This is a genomic window from Variovorax sp. GW822-FHT04E09, assembly GCF_058800845.1.
Window position 1 is genome coordinate 1,055,199 of record NZ_JBXAMR010000001.1, and the last position, 17,528, is coordinate 1,072,726.

General features: G+C 66.7%; 17 protein-coding genes. 5 read left to right on the plus strand and 12 right to left on the minus strand.

Features of this window, described 5'->3' with window-relative positions:
* Position 1: 1 nt before the first annotated feature.
* The 6 genes from hscB to uvrB all read right to left on the minus strand — a co-directional run bounded on the left by hscB (position 2) and on the right by uvrB (position 5,583).
* The gene (gene hscB / locus AC1RL8_RS04975) at positions 2–520 is read right to left on the minus strand and encodes a Fe-S protein assembly co-chaperone HscB (protein ID WP_492684069.1); all 519 of its coding nucleotides are present in this window, start codon (positions 518–520) and stop codon (positions 2–4) included.
* Positions 521–583: 63 nt separating this feature from the next.
* The gene (iscA, locus tag AC1RL8_RS04980; protein WP_007828190.1) at positions 584–907 is read right to left on the minus strand and encodes an iron-sulfur cluster assembly protein IscA; all 324 of its coding nucleotides are present in this window, start codon (positions 905–907) and stop codon (positions 584–586) included.
* 1 nt (position 908) lies between these two features.
* Positions 909–1,331 (minus strand): Fe-S cluster assembly scaffold IscU, encoded by a 423-nt coding sequence (gene iscU, locus AC1RL8_RS04985; RefSeq protein ID WP_062473231.1) that lies wholly within the window; start codon positions 1,329–1,331, stop codon positions 909–911.
* Between the two features lie 50 nt (positions 1,332–1,381).
* Positions 1,382–2,602: an IscS subfamily cysteine desulfurase gene (locus AC1RL8_RS04990; RefSeq protein ID WP_492684070.1), complete on the minus strand. Its 1,221-nt coding sequence runs from the start codon at positions 2,600–2,602 to the stop codon at positions 1,382–1,384.
* An 88-nt stretch (positions 2,603–2,690) separates the two neighbouring features.
* Positions 2,691–3,227 (minus strand): Fe-S cluster assembly transcriptional regulator IscR, encoded by a 537-nt coding sequence (gene iscR, locus AC1RL8_RS04995; RefSeq protein WP_056580055.1) that lies wholly within the window; start codon positions 3,225–3,227, stop codon positions 2,691–2,693.
* Between the two features lie 238 nt (positions 3,228–3,465).
* Complete coding sequence (gene uvrB / locus AC1RL8_RS05000; protein WP_062473228.1) at positions 3,466–5,583, minus strand: excinuclease ABC subunit UvrB; 2,118 nt, start codon at positions 5,581–5,583, stop codon at positions 3,466–3,468.
* A 105-nt stretch (positions 5,584–5,688) separates the two neighbouring features.
* Here uvrB and AC1RL8_RS05005 point away from each other — a divergent pair, with 105 nt between their 5' ends.
* From AC1RL8_RS05005 to AC1RL8_RS05020, 4 genes are all read left to right on the plus strand, one after another.
* Positions 5,689–6,885, plus strand: coding sequence for an amino acid aminotransferase (locus tag AC1RL8_RS05005; protein ID WP_369646673.1), 1,197 nt, complete (start codon positions 5,689–5,691; stop codon positions 6,883–6,885).
* A gap of 155 nt (positions 6,886–7,040) precedes the next feature.
* Positions 7,041–8,501 (plus strand): polyhydroxyalkanoate depolymerase, encoded by a 1,461-nt coding sequence (locus tag AC1RL8_RS05010; RefSeq protein ID WP_492684071.1) that lies wholly within the window; start codon positions 7,041–7,043, stop codon positions 8,499–8,501.
* Positions 8,502–8,520: 19 nt separating this feature from the next.
* Positions 8,521–9,153, plus strand: coding sequence for an RnfABCDGE type electron transport complex subunit B (locus AC1RL8_RS05015; protein ID WP_492684072.1), 633 nt, complete (start codon positions 8,521–8,523; stop codon positions 9,151–9,153).
* Positions 9,150–9,785 (plus strand): LysE family translocator, encoded by a 636-nt coding sequence (locus AC1RL8_RS05020; RefSeq protein WP_492684073.1) that lies wholly within the window; start codon positions 9,150–9,152, stop codon positions 9,783–9,785. Before AC1RL8_RS05015 ends, AC1RL8_RS05020 begins: the two co-directional genes overlap by 4 nt.
* Before the next feature lie 6 nt (positions 9,786–9,791).
* Here AC1RL8_RS05020 and yedA read toward each other — a convergent pair whose 3' ends face one another.
* Positions 9,792–10,709, minus strand: coding sequence for a drug/metabolite exporter YedA (yedA, locus tag AC1RL8_RS05025; protein ID WP_492684074.1), 918 nt, complete (start codon positions 10,707–10,709; stop codon positions 9,792–9,794).
* A gap of 116 nt (positions 10,710–10,825) precedes the next feature.
* Here yedA and AC1RL8_RS05030 point away from each other — a divergent pair, with 116 nt between their 5' ends.
* Positions 10,826–11,323: an Lrp/AsnC family transcriptional regulator gene (locus AC1RL8_RS05030; RefSeq protein ID WP_062473217.1), complete on the plus strand. Its 498-nt coding sequence runs from the start codon at positions 10,826–10,828 to the stop codon at positions 11,321–11,323.
* Here the strand turns inward: AC1RL8_RS05030 and AC1RL8_RS05035 are convergent.
* Genes AC1RL8_RS05035 through meaB form a run of 5 tightly spaced genes read right to left on the minus strand, consistent with a single transcriptional unit; the run spans position 11,313 to position 17,504 of the window.
* On the minus strand, positions 11,313–11,798 hold the full coding sequence (locus tag AC1RL8_RS05035; protein WP_056580047.1) for a VOC family protein: 486 nt from the start codon (positions 11,796–11,798) through the stop codon (positions 11,313–11,315). The two genes, AC1RL8_RS05030 and AC1RL8_RS05035, sit on opposite strands and share 11 nt — an antisense overlap.
* Positions 11,795–12,832, minus strand: coding sequence for a biotin synthase BioB (gene bioB, locus AC1RL8_RS05040; protein WP_070061063.1), 1,038 nt, complete (start codon positions 12,830–12,832; stop codon positions 11,795–11,797). The genes AC1RL8_RS05035 and bioB overlap by 4 nt, the downstream gene beginning before the upstream one ends.
* Entirely contained in the window at positions 12,832–14,880 is a 2,049-nt protein-coding gene (gene accC, locus AC1RL8_RS05045) for an acetyl-CoA carboxylase biotin carboxylase subunit (protein WP_492684075.1), read from the minus strand. Before accC ends, bioB begins: the two co-directional genes overlap by 1 nt.
* A 21-nt stretch (positions 14,881–14,901) precedes the next feature.
* Positions 14,902–16,446 carry an acyl-CoA carboxylase subunit beta gene (locus AC1RL8_RS05050; protein WP_062473211.1) on the minus strand — a complete coding sequence of 515 codons (1,545 nt, stop codon included), beginning with the start codon at positions 16,444–16,446 and terminating at the stop codon, positions 14,902–14,904.
* Between the two features lie 59 nt (positions 16,447–16,505).
* Positions 16,506–17,504: a methylmalonyl Co-A mutase-associated GTPase MeaB gene (gene meaB, locus AC1RL8_RS05055; protein ID WP_447748775.1), complete on the minus strand. Its 999-nt coding sequence runs from the start codon at positions 17,502–17,504 to the stop codon at positions 16,506–16,508.
* Positions 17,505–17,528: the final 24 nt, after the last annotated feature.

A 17,528-nucleotide genomic window follows, 5' to 3' on the forward strand; every position in this document is an offset into this window, starting at 1 on the left:
CTTATTGTCCCAACTGATCGAGTTTTGTTTCGACGTCCTGGCTGAAGCGCTCAATGAACATGAGGGCTCTCACCTGCTGCACGGCGCCGGGGTAGTCGCCCTTTTCGTCGATCAGCCAGTCGAGCGACGAGAGTGCGCGGGCGCGCGTGGTTTCGACGTCCTCCTGCAGCACCTCGACGGCAGCGATGTCGCGGGCGTCGTCGAGCGCTTCGCGCCACTCCATCTGCTGCATCAGAAAGGCGCCGGGCATCGCCGTGTTGTTCTCCGCATTCAGCGGTGCGCCGTTGAGTTCGCAGAGATAGCTCGCGCGACGGATCGGGTCCTTGAGCCGCTGGTAGGCCTCGTTGATGCGCACCGACCACTGCATGGCCACACGCTGCGCGGCGGCGCCCTGCGCGGCAAAGCGGTCCGGGTGCGCCTCGCGCTGCAGCTCCTTCCAGCGCGCGTCGAGCACGGCGCGGTCCTGCGCGAAGGTCGCCGGGACGGCGAACAGTTGGAAGTCGGTGTCGTTCAGATTCATGGCAAGAAAAAACCGCCAGCACATGACATGGTGGCGGCTGTGGTCGCGGTCAGCGACGACGCATCAGATGCGAAAACTTTCGCCGCAGCCGCAGCGGTCGCGTTCGTTCGGGTTGATGAACTTGAAGCCCTCGTTCAGGCCTTCGCGCACGAAGTCGAGCTGCGTGCCGTCGATGTAGGCCAGGCTCTTCGGGTCGACCAGCACCTTCACGCCGTGGTCTTCGAACACCACGTCTTCAGGCGTGAACTCGTCGACATACTCGAGCTTGTAGGCCAGGCCCGAGCAGCCGGTGGTCTTCACGCCCAGCCGCACGCCCACGCCCTTGCCCCGTTTGCCGAGGTAGCGGGTGACGTGGCGCGCAGCGGCTTCGGTCAGCGTGACGGCCATCTCAGTGAACAGCAGCTTCGGCGGTCGACTCGGGGGTCTTGGCGCCGTGCTTGGCCTTGTAGTCGCTCACGGCCGCCTTGATGGCGTCTTCCGCGAGGATCGAGCAGTGGATCTTGACTGGCGGCAGCGCCAGTTCTTCGGCGATCTGCGCGTTCTTGAGGGCTGCCGCTTCGTCGAGCGTCTTGCCCTTGACCCATTCGGTCACGAGCGACGACGAAGCGATGGCCGAGCCGCAGCCGTAGGTCTTGAAGCGCGCGTCTTCGATCACGCCGGTTTCGGGGTTGACCTTGATCTGCAGCTTCATCACGTCGCCGCAAGCCGGTGCGCCGACCATGCCGGTGCCTACCGAGTCGTCGCCCTTTTCGAAGGAGCCGACGTTGCGGGGATTTTCGTAGTGGTCGATGACCTTGGAAGAATATGCCATGGTGTACCTCTCAAACTTTGTTCAATCGTGGAGCCTTGGGCTGGCCTGGGTCAGTGGGCCGACCACTGGATCGTGCTGATGTCGACGCCGTCCTGGAACATCTCCCACAGGGGGCTCAGCTCGCGCAGCTTGGCGACGTTGTGCTTGATGGTCGAGATGGCGTAGTCGATTTCTTCTTCGGTCGTGAAACGGCCGATGGTCATGCGCAGGCTGCTGTGGGCCAGCTCGTCGCTGCGGCCCAGGGCGCGCAGCACATAGCTGGGCTCCAGGCTGGCCGAGGTGCAGGCCGAACCCGACGACACCGCCAGGCCCTTGATGCCCATGATCAGCGACTCGCCTTCGACGTAGTTGAAGCTCATGTTCAGGTTGTGCGGCACGCGGCGCTCGAGGTCGCCGTTGATGAAGACCTGTTCGACATCCTTCAGGCCGTCGAGCAGGCGCTTCTGCAGACGCGCCGCATGGGCGATGTCGTCCTTCATCTCGAGCTTGGCGATGCGGTAGGCCTCGCCCATGCCGACGATCTGGTGCGTGGGCAGCGTGCCCGAGCGCATGCCGCGCTCATGGCCACCGCCGTGCATCTGCGCTTCGAGGCGGATGCGCGGCTTGCGGCGCACGTACAGCGCGCCGATGCCCTTGGGGCCGTAGGTCTTGTGCGACGCCAGGCTCATCAGGTCGATGGGCAGCTTCGTGATGTCGATCTCGATCTTGCCGGTGGCCTGGGCCGAGTCGACGTGGAAGATCACGCCCTTTTCGCGGCAGGCGTTGCCCAGCGCGACCACGTCCTGGATCACGCCGATTTCGTTGTTCACGAAGAGCACGCTGGCCAGGATGGTGTCGGGGCGGATGGCCGCCTTGAACTTCTCGAGATCGACAAGGCCGTTTTCCTCGACGTCGAGGTAGGTCACTTCGAAGCCTTGGCGCTCGAGCTCGCGCATGGTGTCGAGCACGGCCTTGTGCTCGGTCTTCAGGGTGATCAGGTGCTTGCCCTTGCCCTTGTAGAAGTGGGCCGCGCCCTTGAGCGCCAGGTTGATCGACTCGGTGGCGCCCGACGACCAGACGATCTCACGCGGGTCGGCGTTGATCAGGTCGGCCACCTGGCCGCGCGCCTTCTCGACCGCCTCTTCGGCTTCCCAGCCCCAGGCGTGGCTGCGCGATGCCGGGTTGCCGAAATGTTCGCGCAACCAGGGAATCATGGCGTCGACCACACGCGGGTCGACCGGCGTGGTGGCGCCGTAATCGAGATAGATCGGGAAATGAGGAGTGACGTCCATGGCTGGCTCGGGCTGGCGTGGGGGGTTGTGTTCTGGGATCAGGGCAAACTCAGGGCGATGCCCGCAGGCATCGCCGGACTCATCGGGGTCAGGACTTCGCGAAGACGTTGCCGAGGGCGAAGACCGAATTCGGTGCGTTCACGCGGATGGGCTTGACCACCGGCTGGGCCGAGATGGCGCGCTTGACGACCGGCTTGTTCTCGATCTGCACGCCCTTGGCGATCTGGTCGTCGACCAGCTTCTGCAGCGTGACGGAGTCGAGGAACTCGACCATGCGCTGGTTCAGCGAGGCCCAGAGTTCGTGCGTCATGCAGCGACCCTGCTCACCGAGGCAGTTTTCCTTGCCGCCGCACTGGGTGGCATCGATCGGCTCGTCGACGGACACGATGATGTCGGCGACCGTGATGTCCGCCGCCTTGCGTCCGAGGCTGTAGCCGCCGCCGGGGCCGCGGGTCGATTCGACCAGCTCGTGGCGGCGCAGTTTGCCGAACAGCTGTTCGAGGTACGACAACGAAATCTGCTGCCGCTGGCTGATCGCAGCCAGCGTGACCGGACCGGTGTTCTGACGCAACGCCAGATCGATCATTGCTGTGACCGCAAAACGGCCTTTGGTAGTGAGACGCATCGCAAGCTCCTTCAAGTGCTTACCGTTGAAATGACACCACAGCCTTGGGCCGCGGTGACTTCGTCTCCGCCCTGCCCGACCCCGACGCTGGTGAACCAGCCGGTAGGAGTCGGTCCTTCATCGCGAAGTTCTTTGTTGTTGAGTATTTCGGTCAAGTATAGCAGAAGCCCCTGAGATCTGCTCGGGTAAACCCCAGCGCGGCTCGCTTGAAGAAAGCGAACTTATGACCTAGCTGAAATCAGGACGCCAAACCGGCGATGTTGTCGCCGCCCGACGCCCCGAACGCCTGCTCGCGCAGCAGCGCCAGCTGGTCGCGCACCCGGGCCGCTTTTTCGAACTCGAGGTTGCGGGCGTGCTCCAGCATCTGCTTCTCGAGCCGCTTGATTTCCCGGGCGATGTCCTTCTCGCTCATGTCCTCGACCTTGGCGCGTTCCAGGTCGAGCTTGGCCATTTCCTTGCCGGTCTTCTCGCTGTAGACGCCGTCGATCAGGTCGCGCACCTGCTTCACGATGCTGCGCGGCGTGATGCCGTTCGCCTCGTTGTGGGCGATCTGCCGGTTGCGGCGGCGCTCGGTCTCGCCCATGGCCTTCTTCATCGACTCGGTCATCCGGTCGGCATAAAGAATGGCCTTGCCGTTCAGGTTGCGCGCCGCGCGGCCGATGGTCTGGATCAGCGAACGCTCCGCGCGCAGGAAGCCTTCCTTGTCGGCATCGAGGATCGCCACCAGCGACACCTCGGGAATGTCCAACCCCTCGCGCAGCAGGTTGATGCCCACCAGCACGTCGAAGGTGCCCAGACGCAGGTCGCGCAGGATCTCGACCCGCTCGACCGTGTCGACGTCGCTGTGCAGGTAGCGCACCTTCACGCCGTTGTCGCCCAGGTAGTCGGTGAGCTGCTCGGCCATGCGCTTGGTCAGCGTGGTGATCAGCACGCGCTCGTTCTTGTCGACCCGGATGCGGATCTCGCCCAGCACGTCGTCCACCTGGTGCGTGGCGGGACGCACCTCGACCTCGGGGTCGATCAGCCCGGTCGGCCGCACCAGCTGCTCGACGACGTTGCCGGCGTGGTCCTTCTCGTACTGCGCCGGCGTGGCCGACACGAAGATGCACTGGCGCACCCGCTTTTCGAACTCCTCGAGCTTGAGCGGCCGGTTGTCCAGCGCGCTCGGCAAGCGAAAGCCGTACTCGACCAGCGTGACCTTGCGCGCCCGGTCGCCGTTGTACATGGCGCTGAGCTGGCCCATCATCTGATGGCTCTCGTCGAGGAACATCAACGAGTCCTTCGGCATGTAGTCGGTGAGCGTCGCCGGCGGGTCGCCAGGCTCCGCGCCCGAGAGGTGCCGCGTGTAGTTCTCGATGCCCTTGCAGTGGCCGATCTCGGCCAACATTTCCAGGTCGAAGCGCGTGCGCTGCTCCAGCCGCTGCGCCTCGACCAGCTTGCCGGAGCCGGTCAGCTCCTTGAGCCGGCCGGCCAGCTCGATCTTGATGGTTTCGACCGCCGCCAACACCTTGTCGCGCGGCGTCACGTAGTGGCTCGACGGGTACACGGTGAAGCGCGGCACCTTCTGGCGGATGCGCCCGGTGAGCGGGTCGAACAGCTGCAGCGACTCGATCTCGTCGTCGAACAGCTCGAAGCGGATCGCCAGCTCGCTGTGCTCGGCCGGAAACACGTCGATGGTGTCGCCGCGCACCCGGAACGTGCCCCGCGCAAAGTCCTGCTCGTTGCGCGTGTACTGCATGCGAATGAGCCGCGAGATCAGATCGCGCTGACCAACCTTGTCGCCGACGCGGGCAATCAGCCGCATCTCCATGTAGTCCTCGGGCGTGCCGATGCCGTAGATGGCGCTCACCGTGGCCACGATGACCGTGTCGCGCCGCTCCAGCACACTCTTGGTGGCCGACAGGCGCATCTGCTCGATGTGCTCGTTGATCGAGGAGTCCTTCTCGATGAACAGATCGCGCTGCGGCACGTACGCCTCGGGCTGGTAGTAGTCGTAGTAGCTCACGAAGTACTCGACGGCGTTCTTCGGGAAGAACTCGCGGAATTCGCTGTACAGCTGCGCCGCCAGTGTCTTGTTGGGCGCGAACACGATGGCCGGACGGCCCAGGCGGGCGATCACGTTGGCCATGGTGAAGGTCTTGCCCGAACCCGTCACGCCCAGCAGGGTCTGGAACACCTCGCCGTCGAGCACCCCGGCCACCAGGCCGTCGATGGCCGCGGGCTGGTCACCCGCCGGCGGATAGGGCTGGAACAGCTCGAACGGCGAATCGGGGTAGCGGATGAATTCGCCCTGCTTCGCCGGCCCGATGGGGTCGAGTTTCTTCAGGTCTGCTATGGCTTCGGTGTTCTCTGGCATGGCTGTTCCCGACAGGTGGCGTGGCGCCGGTAAAATTCAAGGCAACCGGAAAGGATAAAGCCTCCTCCGGTTGCCAGCGAAGCTTTCATCCCAAAGGACCTTTCCATGTCTATGTTCACCGCGGTCGAAATGGCGCCGCGCGACCCGATCCTCGGCCTCAACGAGCAATTTGCAGCCGACACCAACCCCCTCAAGGTCAATCTCGGCGTCGGCGTGTATTACGACGACAACGGCAAGCTGCCCCTGCTCCAGTGCGTGCAGGCCGCAGAGCAGAACATGATGAAGGCCCCCTCGGCCCGCGGCTACCTGCCGATCGACGGCATCGTGGCCTACGACAACGCCGTCAAGGGCCTGGTCTTCGGCCCCGAGAGCGAGCCCGTCACCTCCGGCCGCGTGGCCACCATCCAGGCCATCGGCGGCACCGGCGGCCTGAAGGTCGGCGCCGACTTCCTCAAGAAGCTCAACCCCAACGCCACCGTGCTGATCAGCGACCCGAGCTGGGAAAACCACCGCGCGCTGTTCACCAACGCCGGCTTCACGGTCGAGAGCTACCCCTACTACGACGCCGCCCAGCGCGGCATCAACTTCGACGGCATGCTGGCCGCCCTGAACGCGGCACCGGCCGGCACCATCGTCGTGCTGCACGCCTGCTGCCACAACCCGACCGGCTACGACATCACCCCCGCGCAGTGGGACCAGGTCGTCGCCGCCGTCAAGGCCAAGGGCCTCGTGCCCTTCCTCGACATGGCCTACCAGGGCTTCGGCTACGGCCTGAAGGAAGACGGCGCGGCGGTCGCCAAGTTCGTCGATGCCGGCCTGACCTTCTTCGTGTCGACCTCGTTCTCCAAGAGCTTCAGCCTGTACGGCGAGCGCGTCGGCGCCCTGTCGGTGCTGTGCGAGAACAAGGAAGAAGCCGGCCGCGTGCTGTCGCAACTCAAGATCGCCATCCGCACCAACTACAGCAACCCACCGATCCACGGTGGCGCCGTGGTGGCCGCGGTGCTCGGCACCCCCGAGCTGCGCGCCCTGTGGGAAAAGGAACTGGGCGAGATGCGCGTGCGCATCAAGGCCATGCGCCAGAAGCTGGTCGACGGCCTGAAGGCCGCCGGCGTGAAGGAAGACATGAGCTTCATCACCACCCAGATCGGCATGTTCAGCTACTCGGGCCTGACCAAGGACCAGATGGTGCGCCTGCGCAACGAGTTCGGCGTGTACGGCACCGACACCGGCCGCATGTGCGTCGCCGCGCTCAACAGCAAGAACATCGACTACGTCTGCGCGTCGATTGCGAAGGTCATCTAGGTGACAACCGGGTGTGAGTGAATCGACTTTTTGACGATTCGTTCACATTCGGCCAAAGAAGGCGAATCCAGCCCGCTTCGGGCTAGGGTTCGGCCCCCTGCGCCGCGGCAAATGCACTGATATATTGCACTGCAACATCCACTCAAAGATCCGCGATGCTCTATCAACTCTACGAAGCCCAGCGTTCCCTGATGGAGCCCTTCTCGGACTTCGCCCAGGCCGCCTCCAAGCTCTACGGCCCCGGCGCCGTCTGGAGCCAACTGCCGATGGCACAGCGCATGGCCGCCGGCTATGACCTGCTGTACCGGCTGGGCAAGGACTACGAGAAGCCCGAGTTCAACATCAAGTCCGTCAAGGTCGACGGCGAAGAGGTCGTGATCCAGGAGGCCGTCGAGCTCGACAAGCCCTTCTGCGAACTGCGCCGCTTCAAGCGCTTCACCGACGAACCGCACATCCTCAAGACGCTCAAGAGCCAGCCCGTGGTGCTGATCGTGGCGCCGCTGTCGGGCCACTACGCCACGCTGCTGCGCGACACCGTGCGCACCATGCTGCAGGACCACAAGGTCTACATCACCGACTGGAAGAACGCGCGCCTGGTGCCGCTGTCCGACGGCGAGTTCCACCTGGACGACTACATCAACTACGTGCAGGAGTTCATCCGCCGCCTGCAGGCCGAGTACGGCAACTGCCACGTCGTGAGCGTGTGCCAGCCCACCGTGCCGGTGCTGGCGGCCGTTTCGCTCATGGCCAGCCGCGGCGAGCCGCTGCCCCTCACGATGACCATGATGGGCGGCCCGATCGACGCGCGCAAATCGCCCACGGCCGTGAACAACCTCGCGACCAACAAGAGCTTCGAGTGGTTCGAGAACAACGTGATCTACCGCGTGCCGCAAGGCTTCCCGGGCGCGGGCCGCAAGGTCTACCCGGGCTTCCTGCAGCACACGGGCTTCGTGGCCATGAACCCCGACCGCCACGCCAGCAGCCACTACGACTACTTCAAGGACCTGATCAAGGGTGACGACGCCAGCGCCGAAGCCCATCGCAAGTTCTACGACGAGTACAACGCCGTGCTCGACATGGACGCGGATTACTACCTGGAGACCATCCGCACGGTGTTCCAGGACTTCGACCTGGTCAACGGCACCTGGGACGTGAAGAGCCCCGCCGGCCAGGTGGAGCGCGTGCGTCCGCAGGACATCCACGCCACCGCCCTGCTCACCGTCGAAGGCGAACTCGACGACATCTCCGGCTCGGGCCAGACCCAGGCCGCGCACAGCCTGTGCACCGGCATCGCCGACGCCAAGCGCGAGCACTACGAGGTCAAGGGCGCGGGCCACTACGGCATCTTCAGCGGCCGCCGCTGGCGCGATCTGGTCTACCCGAAGGTGCGCAACTTCATCGCCGCCAGCGACGAGCCCCAGCGCCGCGCCGGTGCGCGCGAAGAGCTGCCGGCCGAAGACCGCATCAAGCCCGGCCAGAAGCTGAAGGTCGTGGCTACCGCTGCAGCCCGCAAGACGCCGGTCGCCGCCAAGAAGGCGGTCGCCGTGAAGGCTGCGCCGGCCGCCAAGAAGCCGGCCGCAGCGGCAAAGAAGCCGCGCGCCAGCGCCGCGCGCTGAGCCGCGCGCATCACCCACCGTGAACGGGCTGGCCGCACGCATCAACGACGCACTGCCTCAAACGCAGTGCACACGGTGCGGCTACCCGGATTGCGCAGGCTACGCGCAGGCCATCGCCGACGGCGAGGCCGACATCAACCAGTGCCCGCCCGGCGGTGCCGAGGGCATCGAGCGCCTCGCGCTGCTCACGGGCCGCGCCGCGCGGCCGCTCGATCCGCAGTTCGGCACCGAAGGCCCGCGCGCCATGGCGGTCATCGACGAGGCGTGGTGCATCGGCTGCACGCTCTGCCTCGACGCTTGCCCGACCGACGCGATCATCGGCATCCACAAGCGCATGCACACGGTGATCGAGGCGCACTGCACGGGCTGCGAGCTGTGCATTCCGGTCTGCCCGGTCGATTGCATCTCGCTCGAAGTCGAAACGCCCGGCCGCAGCGGCTGGCAGGCGTGGTCGCAGGCACAGGCGCAGGCCGCCCTGCAGCGCTACAAGCTGCACGCCCAACATCGCGACACGGCAAAACGCGAAGCCGAACCGGCGCCCGCTGCCACCGAACCGCAAGCCGCCGATACGCGCAAGCGCTCCATCGTCGAAGCCGCCCTGGCGCGTGCCCGCGCCGCCGCCGAACAGCGCCAAGGAGCAACGAAACCATGACCCTCGACACCCTACTGATCTATGCCGTCGCCTCGCTCGCCCTGGCGGTGATCCCCGGCCCGACCATGCTGCTGGCGCTGTCCAACGGCATCGACGGCGGCATGCGCCGCGCCAGTTGGGGCATCGCGGGCGCCTCGCTGGGCAGCGTCTCGCTGATCGCGGTCGTGGCGCTCGGGCTGGGCTCGCTGCTCGCGGCCTCGGAATGGCTCTTCAACGCGATCCGTGTCGCGGGCGTGGCCTACCTGGTCTGGCTCGGCATCAAGCTGTGGCGCAGCGAAGCGACCGACCTGGGCACCGCGCTGGCCAAGTCGGCCATCGAGGTCCGTCCGCACGGTCGCATCGCGCTCGTGCGCAGCCTGATGGTGGCGCTGTCCAACCCGAAGACGGTGCTGTTCTTCGCCGCCTTCCTGCCCCAGTTCATCGACACCGCCAAGCCCCAGGGCATGCAGTACCTGGTGCTGGGCGCGATCTTCGTGGCGCTCGACACCTGCGTGATGCTGGCCTATGCCGGCGCCGGCACGCAGGCCGTGCGCTGGCTCTCGCGCCGCGGCCTCACGATGCTCAACCGCAGCTGCGCGGTCGGCATGTGGCTGCTGGCCGCCACCCTCGCCTTCTGGCGCCGCCCCGCCTGAGCTCGGTCAGCCCTTCTGCGGGCGCTTGAAGAGCAACAGCAGCACGCCCGCCAGCACCACGCCCACGGCGTACCACTCGAAGCGCGTGACCGTCTCGTGGGCGATCCACACGCCCAGCAGCATCGCGATCACCGGATTGACGAAGGTGTAGCTCGCCGCCAGCCCGGCCGGCGCCTGCGCGAGCAGCACCATGTAGGCGTTGAACGCGATCAGCGAGCCGAACACCACGAGGTAGACCCACGCCCCCAGCGCCACCGGCTGCGGCGGCCAGCGCATCGTTTCGCCCGACACCGCGGCCAGCACCATCAGCACCACGCCGCCGCACAGCATCTCGCTCGCGAAGCCCATCGCGCCGGGCGCCAGCGGCAGCCTGCGCTGGCTCAGCACGCTGCCGAGCGACCAACAGATGCAGGCCACGCAGATCGCGATCAGCCCTTCGGGCGAGGCCTTGAAGCCGCTGCCCTGCGTGAGCATCAGCACGCCGACCAGCCCGAGCGCAATGCCGGCCGCTTCGAGCCGGGCCGGCTTCACGCCCCAGATCAGGTTCAAGAGCGCGATCAACAACGGAATGACGGCAATGAACGCCACCACCAGCCCCGAGCCGATCGACACCTCGGCCAGCGCCGTGCCACCCATGCCGCCGCCGAGCATCAGCGCCCCGACGACCAGCGCATTGCGCCACTGCAGGCGCGTCGGCCAGGGCGTGCCGCGCCAGCGCATCCACGCCGCCAGCAGCACGCCCGCGACCAGGAAGCGCGAGCCCATCTGCAGGAACGGCGGAAAGCTGATCAGCGCGTACTTGATGGCCAGGTAGGTCGAGCCCCAGACCACCCAGGTGGCGGCCAGGCACAGCCACAGCAGCGGCGTCAGCCGGGGGCGCGAAGAAGCAGGCGCGGCCTGCGCAGTTGGTGCGAGTGTCGACATGGCGAGGGTGTCTCTTATTGGTATCAGGTGTCCGTCATGGTATGAAAGCCACCCGCCGGCAGCCATGCGAAATTCATGGTTCTGCTCGCACCGCACCGTCGAATTAAAGGACTTCCATGGACTTCACCTTGACCCCCACGCTGGACGCCCACGACACCCGCATCCTGGCCGAACTGCAGGCCGACGCGCGCCTGAGCATGGCCGAGCTGGGCCGCCGCGTGCACCTGAGCCAGCCGGCCGTGACCGAGCGCGTGAAAAAGCTGGAAGCCGCCGGCGTCATCACCGGCTACCGCGCCACCGTGAACCTCACGCGGCTGGGCTACGGCATCCGCGGAATCATTCGCGTCGGGCGCGCCGACTACGACCTCGTGGTGAAACTGGTGCAGGAGACGCCCGAATGCGTCAATGCCTACAACGTGACCGGCGAGGACAGCTGGATCCTCGAAATCGCGGTGATCGACGTGCCGCACCTCGATGCGGTGCTCGCCAAGTTCTGCATCCTGACCGAGACCGCGACCTCGATCATTTTGAACCCGGCGCGCGAGCACCAGCCGATGCTGCCGCCGCAGCGCGCCGACGTGAAGCCGCCGGTGCGCAAGGCACTCAGCGCGTAGCGGCGAGCGCGTTGAAGGCCGTCACCACCTCGGGCGGCGCCTGCACCATCTCGACCAGCACGCCCTCGCCCGAGATCGGGAACTCGTCGTTGGCCTTGGGGTGCAAAAAGCAGATGTCGAAACCGGCCGCGCCCTTGCGGATGCCGCCCGGCGCAAAGCGCACGCCCTGCGCCGTGAGCCATTCGACGGCCTTGGGCAGGTCGTCGATCCACAGGCCGACGTGATTGAGCGGCGTGGTGTGCACCGCCGGTTTCTTCTCGGGGTCCAGCGGCTGCATCAGGTCGACCTCGACCTTGAACGGGCCGCTGCCCATCGAACAGATGTCCTCGTCGACGTTCTCGCGCTCGCTGCGGAAGGTGCCCGTCACCTCGAGCCCCAGCATGTCGACCCACAGCTTCTGCAGCCGCAGCTTGTCGGGGCCGCCGATGGCGATCTGCTGGATGCCCAGCACCTTGAAGGGACGCGGCGTCGTCATGCGCAGCCGCCTTCTTCCGCCTGCTCCTGCGTGCGATGCGAACGCAGGCCGAGCTTGCGCAGCAGCTGCACGTCGGCATCGACGTCGGGGTTGCCGGTGACCAGCAGCTTGTCGCCGTAGAAGATCGAATTGGCGCCGGCCATGAAGCACAGGGCCTGCACCGCCTCGCCCATCTGCTGGCGGCCGGCCGACAGGCGCACGCGCGCCGTTGGCATGGTGATGCGCGCCACGGCGATCATGCGCACGAAGTCGAAGGGATCGACCGGCTCCGAGTCGGCCAGCGGCGTGCCGGGCACGCGCACCAGGCTGTTGATCGGCACCGACTCCGGGTACGGGTCCATGTTGGCGAGCTGCGCGATCAGCCCGGCGCGGTGCACCGGCTGCTCGCCCATGCCCACGATGCCGCCGCAGCACACGCTGATGCCGGCGCCGCGCACGGCCGCCAGCGTGTCCAGGCGGTCCTGGTAGGTGCGCGTGTCGACCACGTCGGTGTAGTACTCGGGCGCGGTGTCCAGGTTGTGGTTGTAGTAGTCCAGGCCGGCGGCCTTGAGCTGCTGCGCGTGGTGCGGCTCCAGCATGCCCAGCGTGGCGCAGGTCTGCAGGCCCAGGCCCTTCACGGCCTCGACCAGCACCGCCACCTTTTCGACGTCGCGGTCCTTGGGCGCGCGCCAGGCGGCGCCCATGCAAAAGCGCGTGGCGCCGGCGTCCTTGGCGGCCTGCGCGGCGCGCACCACCTCGTCGACCTCCATGAGCTTTTGCGCCTTCACGCCGGTGTCGAACTCGGCCGACTGCGGGCAGTAGCCGCAGTTCTCGGGGCAGCCGCCGGTCTTCACCGACAGCAGCGTGGCCAGCTCGATGTCGCCCTCGGGGAAATGCCGGCGGTGCACGGTCTGCGCCTCGAACAGCAGTTCCATGAAAGGCTTGTCGAGCAGCGCCTGGATGGCCTCCACGGACCAGGGGCCCTGGGGCGTCGCCACGGCCTTGGCCGGGCGGTGCAGCGTGATTGCCGCTTGTTGCAGGTCGTTGGCACCCATCAGTTGAACTCCAGAATGATTTGGTCGACGGCGAGCGATTCGCCCTTGGCCGCCGAGATCTTGCCCACCACGCCGTCCTGCGTGGCGAACAGCACGTTTTCCATCTTCATGGCCTCGATCACGGCCAGCTTCTCGCCGGCCTGGACCTGCTGCCCCGGCTGCACCGACACCTCGACCAGCAGGCCCGGCATCGGCGACATCAGGAACTTGCTCAGGTCGGGCGGCGCCTTGTAGGGCATCAGTTCGAGCAGGCGCGCGCCCAGTGGCGACAGCACCATGGTCTCGATCTGCGTGCCGTCGTGCGACACGCGCAGCGCCAGCGGGTTCTTGCCCGCGCCGCGCTCCACCTGCGCCGTGAAGGGCTTGCCGTTGGTCGTGCCCTGCACACGCACCGCGCCCAGCGCGAAGTCGCTCTCGATCTGGTAGCGCTTGTCGCCCACCGTGACGACGCTGGCGCCGGTCTTGTCCTGGAAGTCACTCACCGACACCGCGTGGTGCACGTGCTTGCCCTCGGGGCCCAGCTCGACCACCACGAACTGCTCGCCCACCTTCACGCCGTGGCCCGCGAGCTGCCCGCTGATGCCCGAGGCGCGCGCGCGGTAGCGGCGGTTGACGAAGGCGGCCAGCGCCACCAGGAACGCCGGATCGGCGTGCGGCACGTCTTCCGCGTGGAAGCCCTTGCCGTAGTGCTCGGCAATGAAGCCGGTGTTGAAATCGCCCACCACGAACTTCGGATGCGCCAGCAGCGCCGCCTGGAACGGGATGTTGCTGCTGATGCCGCGGATCACGAAGCCGTTGAGCGCCTCGCGCATGAGCGCGATGGCCTCGTTGCGGTCCTTGCCGTGCACGATGAGCTTGGCGATCATCGAGTCGTAGTACATCGGGATCTCGCCGCCGTCGTACACGCCGGTGTCCACGCGCACGCCGTGCAGGTGGCCCGTGTCGCTCGCGAACATGTTCTCAGCCGGCGGCTGGAACTTCACCAGGCGGCCCGTCGAGGGCAGGAAGTTGCGGAACGGGTCTTCGGCGTTGATGCGGCACTCGATGGCCCAGCCGTCGCGCTTCACGTCGGCCTGCGCCAGCGGCAGCTTCTCGCCGGCCGCCACGCGGATCATCAGCTCGACCAGGTCCAGGCCGGTGATGCACTCCGTCACCGGGTGCTCCACCTGCAGGCGCGTATTCATCTCCAGGAAGTAGAAGCTCTGGTCCTTGCCAACCACGAACTCCACCGTGCCCGCGCTCTGGTACTTCACGGCCTTGGCCAGTGCCACGGCCTGCTCGCCCATCGCCTTGCGCGTGGCATCGGTGATGAAGGGCGACGGCGCCTCCTCGATCACCTTCTGGTGGCGGCGCTGAATGGAGCACTCGCGCTCGTTCAGGTAGATGACGTTGCCGTGCGAGTCGCCCAGCACCTGGATCTCGATGTGGCGCGGCTCCTCGACGAACTTCTCGATGAACACGCGGTCGTCGCCGAAGCTGTTACGCGCCTCGTTGCGGCACGAGGTGAAGCCTTCGAAGGCTTCCTTGTCGTTGAAGGCCACGCGCAGGCCCTTGCCGCCGCCGCCGGCCGAGGCCTTGATCATCACCGGGTAGCCGATGTCCTTGGCAATCTCGACGGCGCGCTCGGCCGTCTCGATGGCGTCGTTCCAGCCGGGGATGGTGTTGACCTGGGCTTCGTTCGCGAGCTTCTTCGAGGCGATCTTGTCGCCCATGGCCGCGATCGAATAGTGCTTCGGGCCGATGAAGGCAATGCCCTCTTCCTCGACCTTGCGCGCAAAGGCTTCGTTCTCCGACAGGAAGCCGTAGCCCGGGTGCACGGCCTCGGCGCCGGTCTTCTTGCAGGCCGCGATGATGCGGTCGGCCTGCAGGTAACTCTCACGGCTGGGCGCGGCGCCGATGTGCACGGCCTCGTCGGCCAGCTCGACGTGGCGGGCTTCCTTGTCGGCGTCGGAGTAGACGGCCACCGTCAGGATGCCCATCTTCTTGGCGGTCTGGATCACACGGCAAGCGATTTCGCCGCGGTTCGCAATCAGGATCTTCTTGAACATGTTCTTCTTTCTCCGTGCGGCTCAGAGCGGAATGTTTCCGTGCTTGCGCCACGGGTTCTCGAGCTTCTTCTCGCGCAGCATCACGAGCGAGCGGCAGATGCGCTTGCGCGTCTCGTGCGGCAGGATCACGTCGTCGATGTAGCCGCGCGCGCCGGCCACGTACGGGTTGGCAAAGCGGGCCTTGTACTCGGCCTCGCGGGCCGCGAGCTTCTCGGGGTCGTTCTTGTCCTCGCGGAAGATGATCTCCACCGCGCCCTTGGCGCCCATCACCGCGATCTCGGCGCGCGGCCAGGCCAGGTTGACGTCGCCGCGCAGGTGCTTGGAGGCCATCACGTCATACGCGCCGCCGTAGGCCTTGCGCGTGATGACGGTGATCTTGGGCACCGTGCACTCCGCGTACGCGTACAGCAGCTTGGCGCCGTGCTTGATGATGCCGCCGTACTCCTGGCCGGTGCCGGGCATGAAGCCGGGCACGTCGACGAAGGTGATGACGGGGATGTTGAAAGCATCGCAAAAGCGCACGAAGCGCGCCGCCTTGATGCTGCTCTTGATGTCCAGGCAGCCCGCCAGCACCAGCGGCTGGTTGGCCACGATGCCGACCGTCTGGCCTTCCATGCGCGCGAAGCCGATCACGATGTTCTTCGCGTAGTCGGGCTGCAGCTCGAAGAAGTCGCCGTCGTCCACCACCTTCAGGATCAGCTCCTTGATGTCGTAGGGCTTGTTCGGGTTGTCGGGCACCAGCGTGTCCAGCGAGTAGTCGGGCCGGTCGGCCGGGTCGCCCTGGCCGTCGTTGCCCAGGCGCACCGGCGGCTTCTCGCGGTTGTTCAGCGGCAGGTAGTTGTACAGGCGGCGCAGCATCATCAGCGCCTCGACGTCGTTCTCGAACGCCATGTCGGCCACGCCGCTGCGCGTGGTGTGGGTGATGGCGCCGCCCAGTTCCTCGGCCGTCACGCTCTCGTGCGTCACGGTCTTCACCACTTCGGGGCCGGTGACGAACATGTAGCTGCTGTCCTTCACCATGAAGATGAAGTCGGTCATGGCGGGCGAGTACACCGCGCCGCCGGCGCACGGGCCCATGATCATGCTGATCTGCGGCACCACGCCCGAGGCCATCACGTTGCGCTGGAACACGTCGGCATAGCCGCCCAGCGAGGCCACGCCTTCCTGGATGCGGGCGCCGCCCGAATCGTTCAGGCCGATGACCGGTGCGCCGACCTTCATGGCCTGGTCCATCACCTTGCAGATCTTCTCGGCGTGGGCTTCGCTGAGCGCGCCGCCGAAGACCGTGAAGTCCTGGCTGAACACGAACACGAGGCGGCCGTTGATCATGCCGTAGCCCGTGACCACGCCGTCGCCGGGGATCTTCTGCTCGGCCATGCCGAAGTCGACCGAGCGGTGCTCGACGAACATGTCCCACTCTTCAAACGTGCCGTCGTCGAGCAGCAGCTCGATGCGCTCGCGCGCCGTGAGCTTGCCCTTGGCGTGCTGCGCGTCGATGCGCTTCTGCCCGCCGCCGAGTCGCGCCTGGGCGCGCTTCTTTTCGAGTTGTTCGATCAGTTCTTGCATGGTGTGCTTCCGAAGCTGTGGTTCTGGATTGCTGGGAGAGTCTTGGGGGGGCCGGGGTGTCACACCCGGGCAGTGATGGCTGCCGCGGCGAGCAGCTGGCGCGCCGCCGTCGAGGCCGGCAGGCTGCCCTGGGCCACCTGCTGCGTGAGTTGCGGCAACAGCTCGCGCACCTGCGCGTGCTGGCGAAACGCCTGCTTGAGCCCGGCGTCGATGCGTTCCCACATCCACGCGGTGGCCTGCTTTTCGCGGCGCTTGGCGAGCTTGCCGTTGGCGGTCTGCAGCGCCTTGAATTCGAGCACGGCGTCCCAGAAGGCGTCGACGCCGGTGCCCGCGAGCGCGCTGAGCTGCAGCACCTTGGGCAGCCAGAAGCGGCGCTCCACGCCGCTGTGCGCGTCGTGCACCGCGTGCGCATGGTCGGGGTTGCCCTGGTGGCCGAACAGGCGCAGCGCCGAGGTGATCTGGGCCTGCGCGCGCGTGGCGGCGTCGCGGTCGATGTCGGCCTTGTTGATGGCGACCAGGTCGGCCAGCTCCATCACGCCCTTCTTGATCGCCTGCAGGTCGTCACCCGCGTTGGGCAGCTGCAGCAGCACGAACATGTCGGTCATGCCGGCCACGGCCGTTTCGCTCTGGCCCACGCCCACGGTCTCGACGATCACGATGTCGTAGCCCGCGGCCTCGCAGACCAGCATGGCCTCGCGCGTCTTCTCGGCCACGCCGCCGAGCGTGCCGCTGGACGGGCTGGGCCGGATGTAGGCGCGCTCGTGCACCGACAGGCGCTCCATGCGCGTCTTGTCGCCGAGGATGGAGCCGCCCGAGACGGTGGACGACGGGTCGATGGTGAGCACCGCCACGCGGTGGCCCTTGCCGATCAGCAGCAGGCCCAGCGTTTCGATGAAGGTCGACTTGCCCACGCCGGGCACGCCCGAGATGCCGAGACGAAACGACGCGCCGGTGCGCGGCAGCAGCGCCGTGAGCAGCTCGTCGGCCTGCGCGCGGTGGTCGGCGCGCGTCGATTCGAGCAGCGTGATCGCCTTGGCGATGGCACGCCGCTGTGCCATGCCCGGCGCATCGGCCAGCGCGCG

Bases quoted from the DNA above. Each gene is read 5' to 3' on its own strand.
- hscB (WP_492684069.1), bottom strand. From the start codon at position 520: ATGAATCTGAACGACACCGACTTCCAACTGTTCGCCGTCCCGGCGACC.
- iscA (WP_007828190.1), bottom strand. From the start codon at position 907: ATGGCCGTCACGCTGACCGAAGCCGCTGCGCGCCACGTCACCCGCTAC.
- iscU (WP_062473231.1), bottom strand. From the start codon at position 1,331: ATGGCATATTCTTCCAAGGTCATCGACCACTACGAAAATCCCCGCAAC.
- AC1RL8_RS04990 (WP_492684070.1), bottom strand. From the start codon at position 2,602: ATGGACGTCACTCCTCATTTCCCGATCTATCTCGATTACGGCGCCACC.
- iscR (WP_056580055.1), bottom strand. From the start codon at position 3,227: ATGCGTCTCACTACCAAAGGCCGTTTTGCGGTCACAGCAATGATCGAT.
- uvrB (WP_062473228.1), bottom strand. From the start codon at position 5,583: ATGCCAGAGAACACCGAAGCCATAGCAGACCTGAAGAAACTCGACCCC.
- AC1RL8_RS05005 (WP_369646673.1), top strand. From the start codon at position 5,689: ATGTCTATGTTCACCGCGGTCGAAATGGCGCCGCGCGACCCGATCCTC.
- AC1RL8_RS05010 (WP_492684071.1), top strand. From the start codon at position 7,041: ATGCTCTATCAACTCTACGAAGCCCAGCGTTCCCTGATGGAGCCCTTC.
- AC1RL8_RS05020 (WP_492684073.1), top strand. From the start codon at position 9,150: ATGACCCTCGACACCCTACTGATCTATGCCGTCGCCTCGCTCGCCCTG.
- yedA (WP_492684074.1), bottom strand. From the start codon at position 10,709: ATGTCGACACTCGCACCAACTGCGCAGGCCGCGCCTGCTTCTTCGCGC.
- AC1RL8_RS05030 (WP_062473217.1), top strand. From the start codon at position 10,826: ATGGACTTCACCTTGACCCCCACGCTGGACGCCCACGACACCCGCATC.
- AC1RL8_RS05035 (WP_056580047.1), bottom strand. From the start codon at position 11,798: ATGACGACGCCGCGTCCCTTCAAGGTGCTGGGCATCCAGCAGATCGCC.
- bioB (WP_070061063.1), bottom strand. From the start codon at position 12,832: ATGGGTGCCAACGACCTGCAACAAGCGGCAATCACGCTGCACCGCCCG.
- accC (WP_492684075.1), bottom strand. From the start codon at position 14,880: ATGTTCAAGAAGATCCTGATTGCGAACCGCGGCGAAATCGCTTGCCGT.
- AC1RL8_RS05050 (WP_062473211.1), bottom strand. From the start codon at position 16,446: ATGCAAGAACTGATCGAACAACTCGAAAAGAAGCGCGCCCAGGCGCGA.
- meaB (WP_447748775.1), bottom strand. From the start codon at position 17,504: ATGGCACAGCGGCGTGCCATCGCCAAGGCGATCACGCTGCTCGAATCG.